Origin of the sequence: Ktedonobacter robiniae (genome assembly GCF_016587375.1) — a bacterium.
GTDB classification, from domain to species: domain Bacteria; phylum Chloroflexota; class Ktedonobacteria; order Ktedonobacterales; family Ktedonobacteraceae; genus Ktedonobacter; species Ktedonobacter robiniae.
The window spans coordinates 2954281-2971481 of sequence record NZ_BNJG01000001.1 but is presented as its reverse complement, the minus strand read 5'-3'; the positions used below and the strand labels follow the sequence as shown (position 1 = coordinate 2971481).

The 17201-nt window shown below is 54.5% G+C and carries 16 protein-coding genes; 6 read left to right on the top strand and 10 right to left on the bottom strand.

Annotated elements, in window-relative coordinates; translation table 11 throughout:
- Window positions 1-3: 3 nt before the first annotated feature.
- From JMJ04_RS12470 to JMJ04_RS12455, 4 genes are all read right to left on the bottom strand, one after another.
- Entirely contained in the window at window positions 4-540 is a 537-nt protein-coding gene (locus JMJ04_RS12470; protein WP_201370805.1) for an RNA polymerase sigma factor, read from the bottom strand.
- 320 nt (window positions 541-860) lie between these two features.
- Window positions 861-1340 (bottom strand): hypothetical protein, encoded by a 480-nt coding sequence (locus JMJ04_RS12465; RefSeq protein ID WP_236037998.1) that lies wholly within the window; start codon window positions 1338-1340, stop codon window positions 861-863.
- Complete coding sequence (locus tag JMJ04_RS12460) at window positions 1316-2473, bottom strand: DnaJ-like cysteine-rich domain-containing protein (protein WP_201370803.1); 1158 nt, start codon at window positions 2471-2473, stop codon at window positions 1316-1318. The genes JMJ04_RS12465 and JMJ04_RS12460 overlap by 25 nt, the downstream gene beginning before the upstream one ends.
- 264 nt (window positions 2474-2737) lie before the next feature.
- Window positions 2738-3925, bottom strand: coding sequence for a M24 family metallopeptidase (locus tag JMJ04_RS12455; protein ID WP_201370802.1), 1188 nt, complete (start codon window positions 3923-3925; stop codon window positions 2738-2740).
- A 417-nt stretch (window positions 3926-4342) separates the two neighbouring features.
- Between JMJ04_RS12455 and JMJ04_RS12450 the strand changes: the two genes are divergently transcribed.
- The 6 genes from JMJ04_RS12450 (at window position 4343) to JMJ04_RS12425 (ending at window position 8654) form a co-directional block, all read left to right on the top strand.
- The gene (locus JMJ04_RS12450) at window positions 4343-5605 is read left to right on the top strand and encodes an LCP family protein (RefSeq protein ID WP_201370801.1); all 1263 of its coding nucleotides are present in this window, start codon (window positions 4343-4345) and stop codon (window positions 5603-5605) included.
- Between the two features lie 175 nt (window positions 5606-5780).
- Window positions 5781-6686: a peptidoglycan editing factor PgeF gene (pgeF, locus tag JMJ04_RS12445; RefSeq protein WP_201370800.1), complete on the top strand. Its 906-nt coding sequence runs from the start codon at window positions 5781-5783 to the stop codon at window positions 6684-6686.
- A gap of 141 nt (window positions 6687-6827) precedes the next feature.
- Window positions 6828-7568: a YggS family pyridoxal phosphate-dependent enzyme gene (locus JMJ04_RS12440; RefSeq protein WP_201370799.1), complete on the top strand. Its 741-nt coding sequence runs from the start codon at window positions 6828-6830 to the stop codon at window positions 7566-7568.
- 12 nt (window positions 7569-7580) lie between these two features.
- Window positions 7581-8075 (top strand): DUF6391 domain-containing protein, encoded by a 495-nt coding sequence (locus tag JMJ04_RS12435; RefSeq protein WP_007907791.1) that lies wholly within the window; start codon window positions 7581-7583, stop codon window positions 8073-8075.
- 7 nt (window positions 8076-8082) lie between these two features.
- Window positions 8083-8355 (top strand): YggT family protein, encoded by a 273-nt coding sequence (locus JMJ04_RS12430; protein WP_007907793.1) that lies wholly within the window; start codon window positions 8083-8085, stop codon window positions 8353-8355.
- A gap of 26 nt (window positions 8356-8381) precedes the next feature.
- Window positions 8382-8654, top strand: coding sequence for a DUF167 domain-containing protein (locus JMJ04_RS12425; RefSeq protein WP_201370798.1), 273 nt, complete (start codon window positions 8382-8384; stop codon window positions 8652-8654).
- Between the two features lie 88 nt (window positions 8655-8742).
- Here JMJ04_RS12425 and JMJ04_RS12420 read toward each other — a convergent pair whose 3' ends face one another.
- From JMJ04_RS12420 to JMJ04_RS12395, 6 genes are all read right to left on the bottom strand, one after another.
- Entirely contained in the window at window positions 8743-11529 is a 2787-nt protein-coding gene (locus JMJ04_RS12420; protein ID WP_201370797.1) for a protein kinase domain-containing protein, read from the bottom strand.
- 230 nt (window positions 11530-11759) lie between these two features.
- Window positions 11760-12794: an ABC transporter substrate-binding protein gene (locus tag JMJ04_RS12415; protein WP_236037997.1), complete on the bottom strand. Its 1035-nt coding sequence runs from the start codon at window positions 12792-12794 to the stop codon at window positions 11760-11762.
- Window positions 12795-12808: 14 nt separating this feature from the next.
- Window positions 12809-14542, bottom strand: a complete 1734-nt coding sequence (locus JMJ04_RS12410; protein WP_201370795.1) for a protein kinase domain-containing protein — start codon at window positions 14540-14542, stop codon at window positions 12809-12811.
- A 276-nt stretch (window positions 14543-14818) separates the two neighbouring features.
- The gene (locus JMJ04_RS12405) at window positions 14819-15271 is read right to left on the bottom strand and encodes a hypothetical protein (protein ID WP_201370794.1); all 453 of its coding nucleotides are present in this window, start codon (window positions 15269-15271) and stop codon (window positions 14819-14821) included.
- 14 nt (window positions 15272-15285) lie between these two features.
- A complete protein-coding gene (locus tag JMJ04_RS12400) occupies window positions 15286-15525 on the bottom strand; it encodes a hypothetical protein (protein ID WP_236037995.1) in 240 nt (79 codons plus the stop codon).
- Window positions 15526-15875: 350 nt separating this feature from the next.
- Window positions 15876-17105 (bottom strand): ATP-binding protein, encoded by a 1230-nt coding sequence (locus JMJ04_RS12395; RefSeq protein WP_201370793.1) that lies wholly within the window; start codon window positions 17103-17105, stop codon window positions 15876-15878.
- Window positions 17106-17201: the final 96 nt, after the last annotated feature.

Here is a 17201-nt window from a genome sequence, read left to right as displayed (position 1 = left end):
ACCTCAGTGTTTCTCGTAGGTAGAGCGCAATAGATTAAGCGTACGTGAGAGCAACATCCGCACAGTCCCTTCACGCTTGCCGAGCATGCGCGCGATATCCACACTGCGTAAGCCATTGACAAAGCGCAGATGGAGCAGCTTCTGCTGCAACTCTGGTAGTCTCTGGACGTGTGCCTGTAAGCGCTGATACTCTTCGCTACGTTCGGCCAGCCAGGCCGGTGCGAACGCTTCATCCTCTAGAAGTTCATCCTGAACCTCTTCAAGCGTCAACATCTGCCGTTTGCGCGCCGCTGAACGATAGTGATCAGCGACTTTGTTGTGGGCGACACGCCAGAGCCATTGGCGCTGCTGACCTGGCGCGAGGCCTTTGAACGTTGTGTTTTCCATGGCCGCCACAAAAATGTCTACCAGGATGTCCTCCGCATCTTCGCGCAAGGGCAGGTGCAAACGCAGGTAGGTAAAGAGCGCCTGTGCGTACTGCTGATAGAGACTGGACGTGAGTGAATCTACATTCTCATCCGTAAATAATGATTGCCGCATTTTTAATCCCTAATATCTCTGTGGAGTATTGTCCGTGCACGAACTTATCCATTCATAACTATCGGGAAGACGCGGAAAACGTCACATGTAGATGACTTCTCGCCACTTCGTGGCTCGCCGGGGTCAGCGTGTGTGGTTGCAAGGCTGGCGGAGCCAGCCTTGCAACCACACACGCTGACCCCGGCGAAGCGTCGCAGACACTGAAACCCCTCGTACAGGAGAAGAGATCTGAGTAAGTTACCCCAGAACAAAAAGACCACTGTATGGTGCGTATCACACTATACAGTGGTCTGAGTATGCTAATGCAGCGAGTCTATGGCTTAGCGATAGCGATAGTCGTTGCCGTTAAAGCCCTGGCTGTCATCGGGCTTCTCGGGCTTTTTCTCGCCCTCTTCCTCTTCGGGCTCGTAGGGCGAAAACTCAATGGGCACCCGGTAGCCCCCGGTTGTACGCTCGGCTTTATAGCCACGATTGCTCTCCTCGGAGGATGTGGGCGTGCCTGGCGCGCCAGGAGTTGTGCCCGGGGCTGGCGTCAGCAGGTCATTGGAGATGGCCTTAAAGAGGCGATCTATGCGATCCCAGCGTACAGGATAGGAGTCGGCGTAAAACTTCTCGCTTCCCTCGTTGTCGTAGATATACAGCGTATAATCCTGGTCGGCATAGTGATAGTCCACGACGGTGTAGGGGATGCGCACCAGTTCCACGACCTGGAGCGTGGGGCGCGACTGCGTTTGAGGATCAATACCTGGCTTATCCTGGCGCTGCTCTCCGTTGATCATCTCCACCGCAGAGCGCCACACATCGTTTGGTACCTCGTCAGGGGGGCATCAGCGTAGAGCGGCTCCGTGATTTCGGCACTATAGACCAAGTCGCCATGCGATTTCTCCAGGTATTGCGAGGGAATAACACTCTCTCCCACGATACGCGCTTGCGTACGCAGGTCAAAGCTACGCACAATCTCACGATGGCGTACCAGTTTCCCTGTGCCCGCACAATTGTTGCAGAGTGCCATGCGCGCGCCTTCACAGACATCACAGACCCGCTTGCCATTGCCACAGGTGCAGGGCATTTCGCCCTTGACGCAATCGGGGCAGGGGATAACAGGACCTTTGCTCGCGGGATCAGTATCCATGGGGTTAGGAACAGGCACGCCCTGCTGACGAATTCCATCCAGCGCATCGGAGAACTTACCACTAACTGAACGCATCAGCGTATCGGCCTGGCGCTGGAAGAAGGGCTTTTTCTCGCCGCCAGGTGCGACATCAGAGATATAACCGCGCCCACGGCAGGTTGTGCAACGCTTCTTGGTGCGCCCCTTACACTCGGGACAGACGATCCAGCCACGTCCATTACAGTTCGAGCAGAGCACATGCCCTGTACTATTGCAGTTGGTACAGGAGACCACCTCGTCGAGATCATTCAAGCGTGTGCGTGTCAGCGGGGCTTTTAAGCCCACCACATCTGCCAACTGGTAGTCCCAGACTGGCAGCAAGGGCCGCGGCATACCAACGTTGCGTCCCTGATATGGCTCGTTGACAATCTCCATGGTGCGAGTCTCCCAGCGCGTCTCCAGCGTGACTTCCCAGACCTCGTCGGTGCGCAGGGAACGCACATCCATATAGGTGCCCAGTTCGCGCGCGACGCGCCAGTTCTGGTTGCTCCACATGTTAGCAAGTTGACGAATGCGGTGCTCTTCAACGCTTGAGGGTTGATGAGGCATAGGTGTCGTCTGTGACTGCTGCCAGTAGCCACCGGCCCGGTCAACAACGCGCTTGATACGCTGCTGAGCCTCGTTTGCCCCCTGCACCACCAGGCGCTTGATATCCTCAATGCGCTTATCTAAATCATCGGAAGATCCCTGAAACCCATCCTTTTGTTCGTGGGTATGCGGATCGTAGTTATAGTTGTCGTTTTCGCGATATTCGTCGCCCATGGGTCGAAGCCTCCAGTCTGGCTGTGCTCACAATGTAGAGGATCTTTGTAGCTGTTTCTGAGCTTATCCACGACCAGTTATAGCAATACATCTCGCTCTATACGCAAACATTCTTGTCGAACGGGATCAATGATTATTGCATTGCGGTCATCACTATCTTATACGCCCCAATGTGAGGAGAGTTGTAATCTCAATAGTCGATGGAGAAAGGGTATGGGGGCGAACTGGCATAGTCAGTTCGCCCCCATACCCTTTCTCCATCGACTATAAAAGGGGGGTCAGGCGCTCCTGCGCGGGGACGCCGGTTACTTCAACATCGTGTTCGTGAATGAGGAGATCGACCTCGCTTCTGACACCGAACTCGGGGAGGTAGATTCCGGGCTCAATGGAGCAGCAGGTGCCAGCGAGCAGGGCACGTGAGTCCATGGTCTCGAAGTTGTCGTTGTTGGCGCCATCGCCATGGTCCATAGTGGTAATGTTGTGACCAGTGCGATGCACAAAGTAGTCGCCATAGCCTGCCTTCGCGATGACGTTGCGCGCCACATCATCGACCTCGCGCCCCTCGACACGCGTCCCCGCTACCAGGCGCTCACGAATAAAGGCGATGGCGGAGTCACGAGCCTGGCGCACGACCTCAAAGACCTCGCGCTGCTTCTGGGGAATCTCGTCCTCGCTCCCAGCAAAGGCCATCCAGGTGTAATCACCAAAGACAGCATCCTCTTCGCCCTCTAGCGTGCCCCAGAAGTCCAGCAAGAGCAGGTCACCACGGAGGATAGGGCTGCTGTGCTCTTCACCTGGTGCATAATGCGGATTGCTGGCATTGCCATTCACGGCGACGATGGGATAGCCACCATTGAGCTGAATGCCCATGGAACGCATCAAGGTGACAAAGCGCTGCTGTACCCCATACTCGTGCAGCTCGCGACCGGCGCGTAGATCCTGACTCAGCTCGGCGAGGAGCTGATCTTTGGCGGCGATCAGGCGGCGGCCTGCCTCGCGATGCCCACGCACCTGCGCCTCCGTCAGGCGCGCCACAAAGTACTGTGCCAGGTCCGCAGAGCCAACCACCTCGACGCCGCAGGCGCGCACCATTTCAATCGTTCCAGCATCGACACGCGAGATGTAAGGGATGGCGTTGCGCGGAGAGTACTCCATCGCGATACGCCCTCCCTTTGGCAGAAGTGCTCCCAGGTGCGTCTCTAACTCCTGCCAGGTCCGAAACACAAGCCGCTTTCCCGGCAGTGAGCGCAGCACATGCGACTCCACTGAGCTTACGCAGGCCGTGGGCTCGCCCTGCGCGGGAATAAAATAGAACCAGCGTCGCGAGTAGAACTCGCGCGTGGAGAGCGAGAGCACCTTATAGGCAATCGGATTGGAGCCGCGAAAATCATAAAAGAGCCACCCCGCCAATCCTTCCGCCTGTAATGCCTGTTGTATCTGTGCTAAATCCATATCTCAACATTCCTCCTCGTAATACCCCGGAGAATATCAATACTCCCCTTCACTATACTATAAATATGGGCAAGTTTTCGTCAAGAAGCGTCCATGACGCCAGAGCTGTTCCGCCTCTTAGCGTACAGTGCGTTGCGGCTGGATGGGTGTAAAAAATACCTGATGGCATAGGCGTTTGTCGAGCCAGGGCTACCCTCGGGCCGTATTACTACAAGCTAGAACTGAGAAGTGTTTATGAAGCAGTATCCTTCGGATCATATGCAATTCAGCTCACAACTACAGCAGACACCACGGCCTCATATACAAGCACTCAGTAGGCAAACACAGCCTCATATACAAGCTACCAGTAGACAAACACAGCCTCATATACAAGCTACCAGTAGACAAACACAGCCTCACCAGTTCAAACACCCTTCAGTGTTTAATTTTGAGCTTACGTCTCCACAAAAGCAAGCCCCCAGACGATATAAAAAAAACCATATCGGCTCATATGTCTTTTTAACCTTCTTTCTGCTTGCTGTACTCATCAGCGTGGCTGGCTATTTTCAGCTTGGCAACCCGTTACAGGCTCAGCTGGCAAAATTTCTCCGTCCCGTCAACAAGGCTACGAGTATTGAGGGCCATGCCTGGAACTTTCTCCTCCTGGGGAGCGATAATGATGCCAAATACACTTTCCCCCAGGTACTAACGCAGGTTGTGATAGTCGTACGTGTGGATCCCATACACAATCATGTTACGATGCTCTCACTCCCACGTGACTCCTGGGTCTGGGTGCCAGAAGCCAATGGGATGTATAAGCTTGACCAGGCCTTCTACCTGGGTACACAGCATGCCAATCGCTTCGAAGATGGTGTCCTTCTGACAGAGAAAACACTTGCGGAAGACTATGGTATCAAAATTGATCGCTACGCCTGGATTGGTCTAGATGGCTTTGCTAAGCTTATCAATACCATGGGAGGAATCGATATCGAGGTGCGCCACCCCATTGTGGATGATGCCTACCCAGATGACACTAGACAGCAGGCCGATCCAGACAAGGCAGACAACAATGCTTACAATTACACTCGCCTCTACCTGCCACCCGGGCCACAACATCTCTCGGGAACCGAGGCGCTCAAGTATGTACGCTCGCGGCATGGCGACCTGGTTGGAGATTTTGGCCGCAATCAACGCCAACAACAGGTGCTGGAGGCATTACGCCAGAAGTTGACCCTGACCAATGTCATTGCACATTTCTCCAGCCTTCTCAATGATATGCAGGGCGACACCTATACTGACCTGGACACAAACGAACTACTCAACCTGGCCAATTTCGCGCGCACCCTCGATCCACACACGATTGAGCATATCACGCTTGGGCCAGGGCAGAATGAGCAAGACTATGGCATAGCACAAGATATCTATGACGCCACAACTGATACCACACAGGCGGTGATACTCCCAGAATGCGCGGCGCTCCAGCCACTCCTCAATCGCGTCTTTGCGCTGGATACCAGTGCCCATAGCTGCAACGTCCAGGACCGCAATCCTGACGCCGAATACACACCACCACCAAGCCCCTCTGAGTCTGACGCAACATCAACCATCACGCCTCTGCCGACAGGTCCCTCCGAGTCTGACTCAACATCAACCATCATGCCTCTCCCCACACAGCCCTCCCAACCTCCTGATGGACCATAGTCCAAGCCAGCTTGGACCCTACAACGCTTCTAGCGCGAAAGATTGAGGCAGCTGATGGATGTGCTAGAATGAAGAAGCATAAAGCAGAGGCCGAATAAGAAATAAGAGAAGTGCGCCACACATATAGCGAGGAACAGGCTGGCACTTTTCTTGTTAGAGCATAAAGGATAGAGCCTTGATTGAGCAGCAGTTTGGCGACCTACACTACCTGCAATTTGAACTTTTTACCCCCTATCCCAATCTAATCCATGGTGTTTTTACGCGCGCAGGCGGCGTGAGTGAGGCCCCCTTTACCGGACTCAACACCTCTACACCGGTTCTCAGCACACTACGCGATTCTGTGGAGAGTGTTATCCAGAATCGCCAACTGGTCTTGCAAGCCATGAATATGGAGGGCCGACCCTGTGTGACGCTCTGGCAGGTCCACGAAGCAGATATTCATACGTTTACCTACCAGGACCCCTGGCGTACCGACTGGGGCCAGGTCTCCTACTATCAACCAGGCTGGGCGCCTGAGACGATTCGCAAGGGCGATGGCGTCATTACTCATGAACAAGGTATTGGCCTGGCCATGTCGTTCGCAGACTGCACACCTCTTGTCTTCTATGATCCCGTCAAACAGGTCACCGGCATCGCGCACGGGGGCTGGCGCGGCACAGCACGAGGAATTGGACCCGCGACGATTGAGGCGATGCGCGAGCGTTTTAGCAGCCAGCCAGAAGACATCCTCGCGGGTATCGGACCCACGATTGGCGCATGCTGCTACGAGGTCTCTGAACAGGTACGCGCAATTTTTATGGGTCGTGAGCTATTCGACGTTGCACCTACAGCTCCCCAATATCGTGAGCTTGTCCGCGAGTCAGCGACCTTTAGCGCAATCGATATACAGGGTCGCGAGAGCCTGCGTCTCGATTTGCAAGAGACGCACCGCCGCCAGTTACTCCTGGCTGGCCTGCTTGAGGAGCATATTGAGGCGGCGAACCTCTGTACTAGTTGCCATGTTGAGCGCTTTTTCTCACACCGCAAGGAGCAGGGGAAAACCGGGCGCTTCGCAGTCTTCATCGCGCTTCAAGGAGAATAAGGTGTTTGCAATACGTGCTCGCCCGCATTGCAAGCACCTTACTCAAGAAAAAATCTTCCTGATAGAACCAGGGGTACAACTCGAACGTAATTGACATATAGACACTAGACATTTCAAGAGGAAAGGCTGAAAGCAGTCATCGTGATAGAGCATCAAGCACCCGATCAACAAATAGCAGAGATGAGCGCCAACATCAAGCATGTGCGCGAAAGGATCGCGGAAGCGGCTCAATCCGCTCAGCGCGAGCCCTCAGAGGTTACCCTGGTGGCGGTCTCCAAAACGAAGCCTCTAGAAATGATACAGATAGCATATAATCTAGGTATAAGGCATTTTGGCGAGAATCGTGTGCAGGAGGCCCTAAGCAAAATAGAGGTCTTTCATCCAGCAGACCTGGTCTGGCATATGATTGGACACCTGCAAACGAATAAAGCGCGCAAAGTCGTGAGTGCATTTGATATTGTACAGAGTGTAGATAGCCTGCATCTCGCCAGGACGCTTGACCGCCTGCTGGCAGAGGAGGTAAAAGATCAAGAACCTGGTCGTCTGCCGATCTTGCTAGAGGTCAACGTGGCGAGTGAGGCTAGCAAGACCGGAGTCACGCTCACTGATCTCCCTGACCTGGCGCGCCAGGTCGCAACCTTGCCGCACCTGGAGATACGTGGCCTGATGACGGTCGCGCCACAGGTCGAGGACCTAGAAGAGGTTCGCCCCTTCTTCCGCGCCTTACGCGAGGCACGCGATCATCTACGCGATGAGATTCTGGGTCCAACCTGTACTGAACTCTCTATGGGCATGACCAATGACTATGTCATCGCAATAGAGGAAGGAGCCACCATTGTTCGCATTGGGCGGGCAATCTTTGGCGCCCGAGCATACACGTAAAGGAGGCTCGCAGTGAACTTTGAGAGTATATTGTTTAGTCGTCGTACACGTCAGAATCATGCCCTTGAGCATGCGACTATTACCATCCTGAGCCAGCGCATTCCTGAGCTAAACGTGGCCGCCCATTCCAATCCTAATGGCTTCATCGTCTTTGGTGATGTCGACCTCGGAGAGCTTCGCCGCGCGGCTGATGAGGCCCTGCATCGCCTGCAAGCGGGCGAGAAAGAGTTAGCAATCCATCCCAATTGCGGAACCAATCTCTCTGTAGGCATCTCGCTGGTCACGCTGGGAACCCTGCTTGGTATGGCCGCCAGCGAACGCCGCACGCGCCTGGCAACCGCCGCGGTCTCCTCACTTGCTGGCTGGGCCGCAGCCCGTCCGGTTGGTGAATATGTCCAACGCCACTTCACAACGCTACCCGAGTTACAGGGTGTGCGCGTGACAAGCATTACTCGTCGCCAGGTAATGGGCTTCACGCTGATTGATGTTCGTACAGTTCAGGAGTAAATAGTATATGTTACCTTTTCCCATTCTTAACATCATCGTCCAATATGGCATCGGCTTTCTGCTCCTCTCGATGCTGATACGCGCTGTCGCCTCGTGGTTCGGCCTCGATGAGCGCAACGCCTTCATTCGCTTCTTCGTCAAGGTGACCGATCCCTTTATTGTGCCTATTCGCCGCTATGTCAAACCTATTGGGATGTTCGACATCTCGTTCATCCTGGCCTGGTTCTTGCTCTATATCATCCAGATCCTGTTGCTACAGGCGCTTCCTCCCAACTGGTAACCGCAACGGTCAGGAAGGTCCACGCTATGCAGGTGCCAGTTCGGGTTATTCCCCGCAGCAACAGAAATACACTTGAATGGGAAGAGGGAGCGATCAAGGCGCGTCTCACTGCTCCCCCAGTGGATGGGGCAGCCAATGCCGCCTTGATCGCACTGCTTGCAGAGACACTATCGCTGCCCAAACGCGCCATCACGCTTATACGCGGAACAACCGGGCGACAAAAGATCGTTGAGATTGAAGGCCTGGAGCAGGCAGAGATCATCCAACGCCTCCCAGCCTCTTCGCAGAAAAAACAGTAAGATTGCCTCTAGATAAGAGTATGAGGGGGGCATGGGCAAATGCCCCCCTCATACTCTTATCTAGAGGCAAATCATGGAATAATCAATACTAGGAGTTTGCCAGGAACTTGCCGATTCCCGATTGATTCTCCATATGGATAAAGCCTTGCGCATCGACATAGAGGATCACCACCTCTTTGTCGACCGGGTTACCATCCTGGCCTAATGAGACTTGCCCGCTCACACCCTGGACGGCATTGCCGCCATTGATGTTGAGTAACGCCTGGCGTATATCATCGCCAGAGAAGGTTTTCTTACCCGCACTTACTACATTTCCTGCCGCCTTGATCAGCGTGAGCGTCGCATCATAGCCCAGCATGACATTATACGATGGGCGTGAAAAGCCGTAAGCTCCCTTATGCTGTTGATGCGGGTCAAAAATGGCGCTATACTCGCTAAAGAAGCCAGGCTTCTGTTTACCATAACCTAACACCTCCCACTCATCGGGATAGGCAAAGGCCGTAAAACGCAGGCGATCAAAGCCAGCACGGCTGCTACTATTGCTATATCCTCCCAGGTTATAGAGGGCATCTCCACCCAGGATCTTGGTATTGGCAAATTTGCTATTAGCCGCGACCTGGTTCATCAGCAAAGCCACGTCGCCCGAGTAGCCCGAGAAGTAGATCACGTCGGGGACCGTCGACTCATTGGCGAGATTCTGGAGTTGCGAAGTTACTGATGCCTGGTCGCCCTTGGTATACTGATAGGGACCCATCACGTTGCCGTTAAGCTTCTGGTACGCTTGCGTGAAGGCATCCGCGAGGCTACGGCTATAGGCATCGCTCTGATCCTCGAAGACCGCCACATTCTTCGCCTGCAACTTATTCAGCGCATACTGCGCCCCTACCTGTCCCTGCACACTATCGGGTGGAGCGACGCGGAAGAAGTAGGGCGAAGCTCCCGTCAGGTCATCGCTCGAAGCGGTAGACGAGAGCATAGGAATTTTTGCCGCGCTCAAGACACCAATCGCGTTCTGAGCGTAACCGCTGTAGGGCCATCCCATGACCCCGACCAGGGACTTATCCGTTTGCGAGAATTGCACAATCTGCCTGGCCGCCTGAGCGACATTCGTTGAGGAGGAGCCTGCGTTGGCGATCAACACGCGCACCAGCGTCCCATTGAGTTTCGCGCCATTATTGGCGTTAAACTCCTTCTGTGCCACATACGCGCCCTGCAAGGCATCACGACCAGCCTGGACGACATCTTTATTCTGCCCCGTCAGGGTCGCGCCAATCACGAGCGTCACATAGGGCGAGCCTGAGTTCATTACATGCTGGTTCTCCAGGTAGATCAAGGCCTCGGCATCAGTGGTGTCCTGAGCCAGTGCCGAGTGCAGTAATGACTGGGACGTCGATGAGTCCCCATCCTTCAGTTTCTGGGCGGCCTCTACTTTCAAATTACCATCAGGTCGGTTGGTATCGAAGGCCACTGTGCCATCGCTTAAGCCGATAAGTTCGTTGTTAATTTGCTGCACACCGATGCCATTGGACTTGACCTCAGCGGTTTGCGTCGCGACTGGCGAGGCTGCGGGACTATTCGTTGACGTGTTGGGTGAACTCCCTTTAAAGAGAAAGGGCGTGATAAAGATGACCAGCAGGATCAGGACCACGACTCCAACCAGGATGGCCAGCCCGCGCCCCAGGCCACTCCCAGAGCGACGCCGTGGAGGAGGAGGCACCGCCCTGGGTGGCGGGAACATAGGCTGCGCCCCCTGCTGCTGTCCACGATTTTGGACGGGAGGTGGCGGAGGAGTTGCAGGCGCAGGCGTCGTGCTCACCGCAGGCATGGTCATCGAACCCGACGTCGAGAACATATACATACTCGTGTCAGGCGTCATGTTAAAGCGGTCGCGCAAGATTTGCTCAATGCGCTGGCGCATCTCAGCAGCGCTCTGAAAACGCTTGAACGGATCAATTGTCAAGGCCTTTGTTAGCAACTGCTCCGTCTCGGGCGAGACCTGCGGGTTGACCGACCGCGCAAGCGGATAGCTAAAGGGGCCATAATTGCGCGGATCGCGGTTCGTTAAGAGATGGTGCATGGTCGCCGCCAGGGCATAGAGGTCTGAGCGCGCATCGGCTTTCCCCTGATACTGCTCAGGTGGAGCATATCCTGGCGTTCCCAGGGCTGCGGTCTGCTTTTTCGCGTTTTTCGCCGCGTCGGCGCGCGCAATACCAAAGTCCACCAGGTGGGCGCGCTTATCCTTGCTGCCAATAATGATATTGGCGGGCTTGATATCGCGATGCACAATCGGCGGCGTCTGCTGCCCCAGGTAATCCAGAATATCCAACACCTGCACAGCATAGGTCAGAACCTCGCGTTCAGGCATGGCCTTGCCCAGGCGGTCGATATGCGTCTCTAGATTCTCGCCAGGCGCATACTCCTGAACCATGAAGTAGCGCGTCCCCTCCTGAAAGCTATCTGTCACCGTGGGGATCAATGGATGGTCAAGATTGGCCAGGGTATCTACTTCGCGCTCAAAGTTGCGTACATCTTCCTGGAACTGCACCGGGTCTTTACTATCGGAGACCAGCTCTTTGATGACAACACGCTTATTAGAGACGCGTGTATCTTTCGCCAGCACAGCGGTCCCCATACCACCACTCCCCAGAACCTGCTCGACGACATAGCGACCATTCTGGAGCTTTGCGTTAGGGATAAGAGAGCCAGAGCTTGCCAGGCCACCACCTGTCGTAGGGCCAGTACTGACAATCGTCGCGGTGTTCGACGTCCCTCCACTACTCACGGAACTGGGCGCGGAGGAATCGAGGTAACCACCACAATTGCTACAAAAACTGTCGCCGGGAACATTATCCGTACCACAAAAAGGACATTTCATGGAATTCTGCCTACCACTTTGCAAATGAACGCGGGGCATTTACTGCTCCCGCGAGCTGTAATAAGAACGTCCTGTGATGATCTTGCTTGAATACAATCTTGAAATATCTTCTCCTCCGCATCACCACGACCCGGAACGATAATATATACATAATACACGCAAACTTGCCCTCAGCGTCAAATGAAGAGGCCTTATCGCTGCTTAAGGGCATCGAGGGGCGTTTCTCTCTCCTATTGAAGAGAGAAACGCCCCTCGATGCCACTCTCCATCTGAATATACCCATCATTTGAGACATGCAAAATCACAACGGCCTTATCCACCGGATCACCGTTAGGGCCAAAGCTAATCTGTCCACTTACGCCTTGAAAGGCATGAGAGCCACTGATCTGGGCCAGGCCATTCTTCAGGTCAGTTGGCGTGATCTGCGTCTTGCCCGTCTTCAAGATATTCTCCGCCCCCTTCAGCAGCGCCGTCATCGCATCATATGAGAGCATGACATCGCTGCTCGGACGTGTATACCCATAGACTGACGGTGGGGGATTGCGGCTGGGATTATACGTCGCGCTATAAGCCGCGAAGAAGCCTGGGGTCTGGTCTCTCTTACCAAGCACCGACCACTCATCAGGGTAGGCCAGCGCGGTAAAGCGCAGCCGGTTAAAGCCAGCACGCGCGCTAGAGGTATAGCCATTAAGCTCATAGAGCGCATCGCCACCCATAACCTGGATATTTCCCGAGGGCAGATTCAGTAGGAGAACGTTCACATCAGCCGAGTGTCCCGCGAAGTAGATCACATCGGGATGTGTTGCCAGCACTCCTGGCAAAGCCTTTATGATCGATGCTCCATCGCCAGTAGTATACCGTGCCTCGGTGGTAAGTTTATTGCCCTCACTTTGCCACTGGCGCTCAAAGTCTTGTGCCAGGCTCTGACTATAGGATTCAGCCACATCTACAAACACCGCCACGCTCTTCGCGTGCAGCGTGTTCGCTACATACCTGGCGCCCGCGATAGCCTCCGCTTTGTTTGTTGGGGCAACACGGAAGAAATAGGGCGAGATCCCGGTGAGCTGGTCACTGGTTGCGGTCGGTGAGAGGAGAGGGATATGAGCCTCACCCAATAGCTGCGCTCCGCCGATCGCGCGCGAGCTAAAAGGCCAGCCCATAACTCCAACCACCGTCTTGTCGCTTGCCGCGATGTTCTTGATACGCTCGACCACCTGATTAACATACGTCGATTTACTGCCAGAGTTCGCAATAAGTAGCCGCACCTTGAGGCCTCCGCTCAACTTGGCGCCATCGTTAAACTCCTTTTGCGCCAGGTAGGCCCCTGGAGGTTATCACGGCCCGCTCCCACCGATGAGCCATCACCCGAGAGCATAGTCGCGACAACCAGGGTGATATGGGGGACCGTCGCGACGTGCTGGTTCTCCAGGTAGATCAACGGCTCGGCATCTGAAGTAACTTGCGCCGATGCCTGGCTCCAGAGAGAGGTCGCACCACCAATATCCCCCTGATGATACCGCTCCGCGGCCTGCGTCATCAAGCTCCCATTGGCCCGCCCCGTATCAAAGCTATAGCTTCCATCGCTTACACCAATCAATTCATTGCCTATTTGCGTCACACCCAAACCAGCTTTGTTCGGCTCCTTGGTCGTATGTTTGCCCTGTAACAAGCCCTGGTAGAAAAACACACCCCCACCAATCAAGAGGCAGACAAGCAAGAGGAGCAGCAAGAAAAGCCACCAGGGCTGGCGACGACGGGGCTGCAGCTGCGGACCCGTCCAGCCTGGCGCTGCTAATGGTTGTGGCGTATAGGGGGAAGGGCCATATACAGGTGGCACAGGTGGCAGGACAGGCGGCGTGACACTTGTTCCCCCCTGTGGTGCCATGCGTACTGTCGGTGGGGTCGCACCAGAAGCGCTCGGCCCCACTGGCGCTAGCCCACCGCTCTGACTCACTGGTGGTGTACCTACCGTAGTAGGCGCGGAGTAGGCAGGCAACGAACTTGAAGAGGTCACACCATAGTGGCCCAGGCTATCCGAGACACCAAAGCGTTGCTGTAGAATCGAGACAAAGTCCTGACGCAGCGCCGTGGCGCTCTGGTAGCGCTGCGTCATATCATTGAGCAGCGCCCGCGCCAATACGCGCTCAATATCAGGCGAGAGCTGTGGATTCAGGGTTCGTACAGGCGGATAGCTAAACGGCGCGTAGTGCCGGGGATCGCGATTTGTGAGCAAATGGTGTAGCGTAGCCCCCAACGCATACAAATCAGAACGGGGATCAGCATTCCCCTGATACTGCTCTGGAGGTGCATACCCAGGTGTTCCCAGCGCGGTCGTTTGCTTACGCTGGGCGTTACGCATCACCTCCGCGCGTGCGATGCCGAAATCCACCAGGTGCGCCTTCTTATCTTTACTCCCGATTATGATGTTGGCGGGTTTGATGTCGCGATGCACGATGGGGGGCGTCTGTTGGCTCAGGTAATCGAGCACATCTAGCACCTCCAACGCATAAATCAAGACATCGCGCTCTTTCAATGGCTGGTTCAGACGCGTAATCCGTTCCTCCAGCGTCTCCCCTTCCACATACTCCTGAACCATAAAATAGCGCGATCCCTCTTGAAAGTGATCGGTCACATTGGGAATAAGCGGATGATCTATATGCGCAAGCATCGCCACTTCGCGCTTGAAATTGCGCACATCATCCTGGAAGCGGGCATCATCCGTCGAATCTGAAATAAGCTCTTTAATCACGACCGGTTTATCGTCCAGGCGATTGTCTGTTGCCTGGACGGCTGCCCCCATGCCTCCCTCACCCAGCACTTTCTTGACGAGATAACGCCCGCCCTGTAGCCGCATACCCGACAATAACGTATGAGCAACGGTGGAAAATCCGCCAGAAGCGGGGACAGTGGGCGCATCTGAGGTAGAGGATTGCGTTTGCAACCGTTGACCACATGCGCTACAGAAACGTATTCCCTCACGCACAGGTGCTTTACAATTTGGACATTCAGTCATACCTGGCAGTTTCCTCCCTGACCAATCTTTGAGGGCTTTTTACTTTATGCCAACGCACCTATTTTCATAAAATTGCACTTAAGCCAATAAAATAAAAATCGCTACTAAAGCCTCTGTTGTTTCTCTCAATCTATATACGTATTCTGTTTTACAAAGTTTAGCAAGAATATTTAATATAAGCAAAGAGGAGGGATGGGCATGTGGCGGGGCAATTGCCCCGCCACATGCCCATCCCTCCTCTTTGCTTATAGCTATCTCCCCACTCCTTGAAATGCGCTAGAGGTGCTGGCATCGCAGAGAGATAATGCCAGGCGCAAAATGATTGGCTTTTTGCAGATACTCCTCTTCGTTCGCTTCAATCATCAGTTTGTGCATTACCACGACATCGCCATCGGGGAGGGGCTCAGTTGGCTGCAAACACAACTCCATAACCGCGCAGCCTCGCTCATAGACCTTTACCAGGCCGCCAGAGCCAGGTATACGGTAAATGCGGCTATCATACGATGGACTCGATACCTCGAGATAGCCACATTTTATGAGCTGTTGATACTGACCCTCTGAGAGCATCTCCTGGAGCAGGGCCTTCGCTCTGCTCTCAGCCGAGAGGTGCTCGCTTACTGTCTCGCGTAAACGTCCCACCCGTCCGTCAGGCGACTGCGACAGGTAATAGATCGCCAGTAGAAGAAACAGCAGCCAGATGCCGAGAAACAAACTCAGCGTTTCCAACATAAGCAGCTCTCTCCTCACCCACCGACGACACGCGGCACGAGAACGATCTGCTCTGCGGTATGGTCAAACTTATCAATACGCTCTACAGGACCTGACTCGACAACTTTGAATGCAGTTGCGCCACGTACACGCGCTTCTTCGAAGATGCGTTCCGCCTCATGTACGGCAGCCAACGCTTCGGGATCATTCGCTTCAACTTTTTTGGGGTCCCACATGATGCGATCATCACCACGACGAGACATGATCCTTAGCATACCCACAGTCGGTCTCCTTCTCCTGATGAAAAGCAAGTACAGTACCGCGCATTTTTCCTGGCATTTGCTGCTGCCAAGAAACACGATGGGATAACTTGAGAATAACACGCGAAATACCACGCGTCAAGGGTTCCTCCAGCAATCTCTCCTCTTTCGCCTTTTGTCTACCCAATAACGAAAACGTGCCAATTCACGCCCTCAAATTTCCCTTCACCTCTATTATAAATCCTCTCCCCATAGCAATTAGGCATGGTAGTGTGATGCGGATTGGCAGCCTGTGGCTGCCAATCCGCATCACACTACCAAACGTAACGAGCGCCGCAGGCGTGAGGGGGCAAGCACATCCTCGCTCAGGATAAGACGATGGGCAGGCGCGCCAACAACGCGCATCGCCCACCAGCGCGCTCCTCCTGAGCCAAGACGCCACCATGCTGCTCTATAATCAGGCGAGCAATGGCGAGGGCACGTAGCGTTTCGGAAGCGAGAACCCCCTTCTCACTCTCTTGGGTCTCCTGGTGATCTCCCAGTGGGCCCTCTAATTCCAGGTGCAGCCAGCGCCCATTTTCCTCTGGTCTATCTTCCTCAATTGGTGTTTCGCCCTCAGCCTCCACAGAGGCTAGCAGAAGCAACTGATCTTGGGGTCGGGCCTGTGCCACGAGATAGGAGAAAAAGTTGCGCAGGACCTGCTGAAGACGGATGGGATCGGCATATATAGGCGGCAAGTCCGCCAGCTGTGTGCTAACCTGGATCTCCGCATCTTCAAGCGTCAACTCCAGATCTTCAAGCGCATTCGTCACTAGCTCGGAAAGGTGTGTTACCTGTTTGCGAAGCCGCAATTGGCCAGTGTTGGCGCGCCCCAGCAGGAGTAGATCCTCAAGTAAAGCATATAAATATTCACTTCCTACACGCGCACGTTGCATAAACTCACGCTGCTGCTCGCTTAGCTCGCCACCTACTCCACTTAACGAGAGATCCAGGTATCCATTTATCGCGTTCAAGGGAGAGCGTAACTCATGCGCGAGCCTGGAAAGGAAGCGTACCTCACTCTCTTGCTGGTGTCGCTGCGAGGCGAGAAGCGCGAGCGCCGTGGCGGCCAGTTCTCCCAGGCGCGCCCCTACAGTGATCTCATCGTCTACCAGGCACCGAGTTTGCCTTAAGGCCAGCAAGCCTTGAAGCCGTCCACGTGCCTCTAAAGGGAAGACGCCGAGTGTCTTCTCCTGGCTTCCCTTCACCAGGCCGGTCACGGTTTCTCTCAGTGCTACCGCTCGTACCAGAAGCTCTTCTTCAGCCATCAGACACGCTGCCCGCTCGGCTGATAAGACCTCAACCCTGACCGATGGGGCGCTGGTAGTGCTCTCGGCAGCCGCCAGGTTCACCAGAAACGAAGGGTGTGCCTGTCCATCAAGGCCATAACCATAGATATACAAATGAGCCTGTTCACAAGCTACCAGGGACTGCGCTTCGCGCAGAATCGCCTCGTAGATAGGCTCAGGCTCACTTTCGGTATTGATCACACGGGCCAGGCGCGCCAATCCCGCCGACAGTTTCCCCTCATACTCAGTAGAAATAGGCGTCGTCATACTTTATCCTGAAACTAATCGACATACAAACATATGCCATAACATGGTTTTTCACAGTATATCATTATCAGTCCAGCGAGTTCGATGTACGCATTT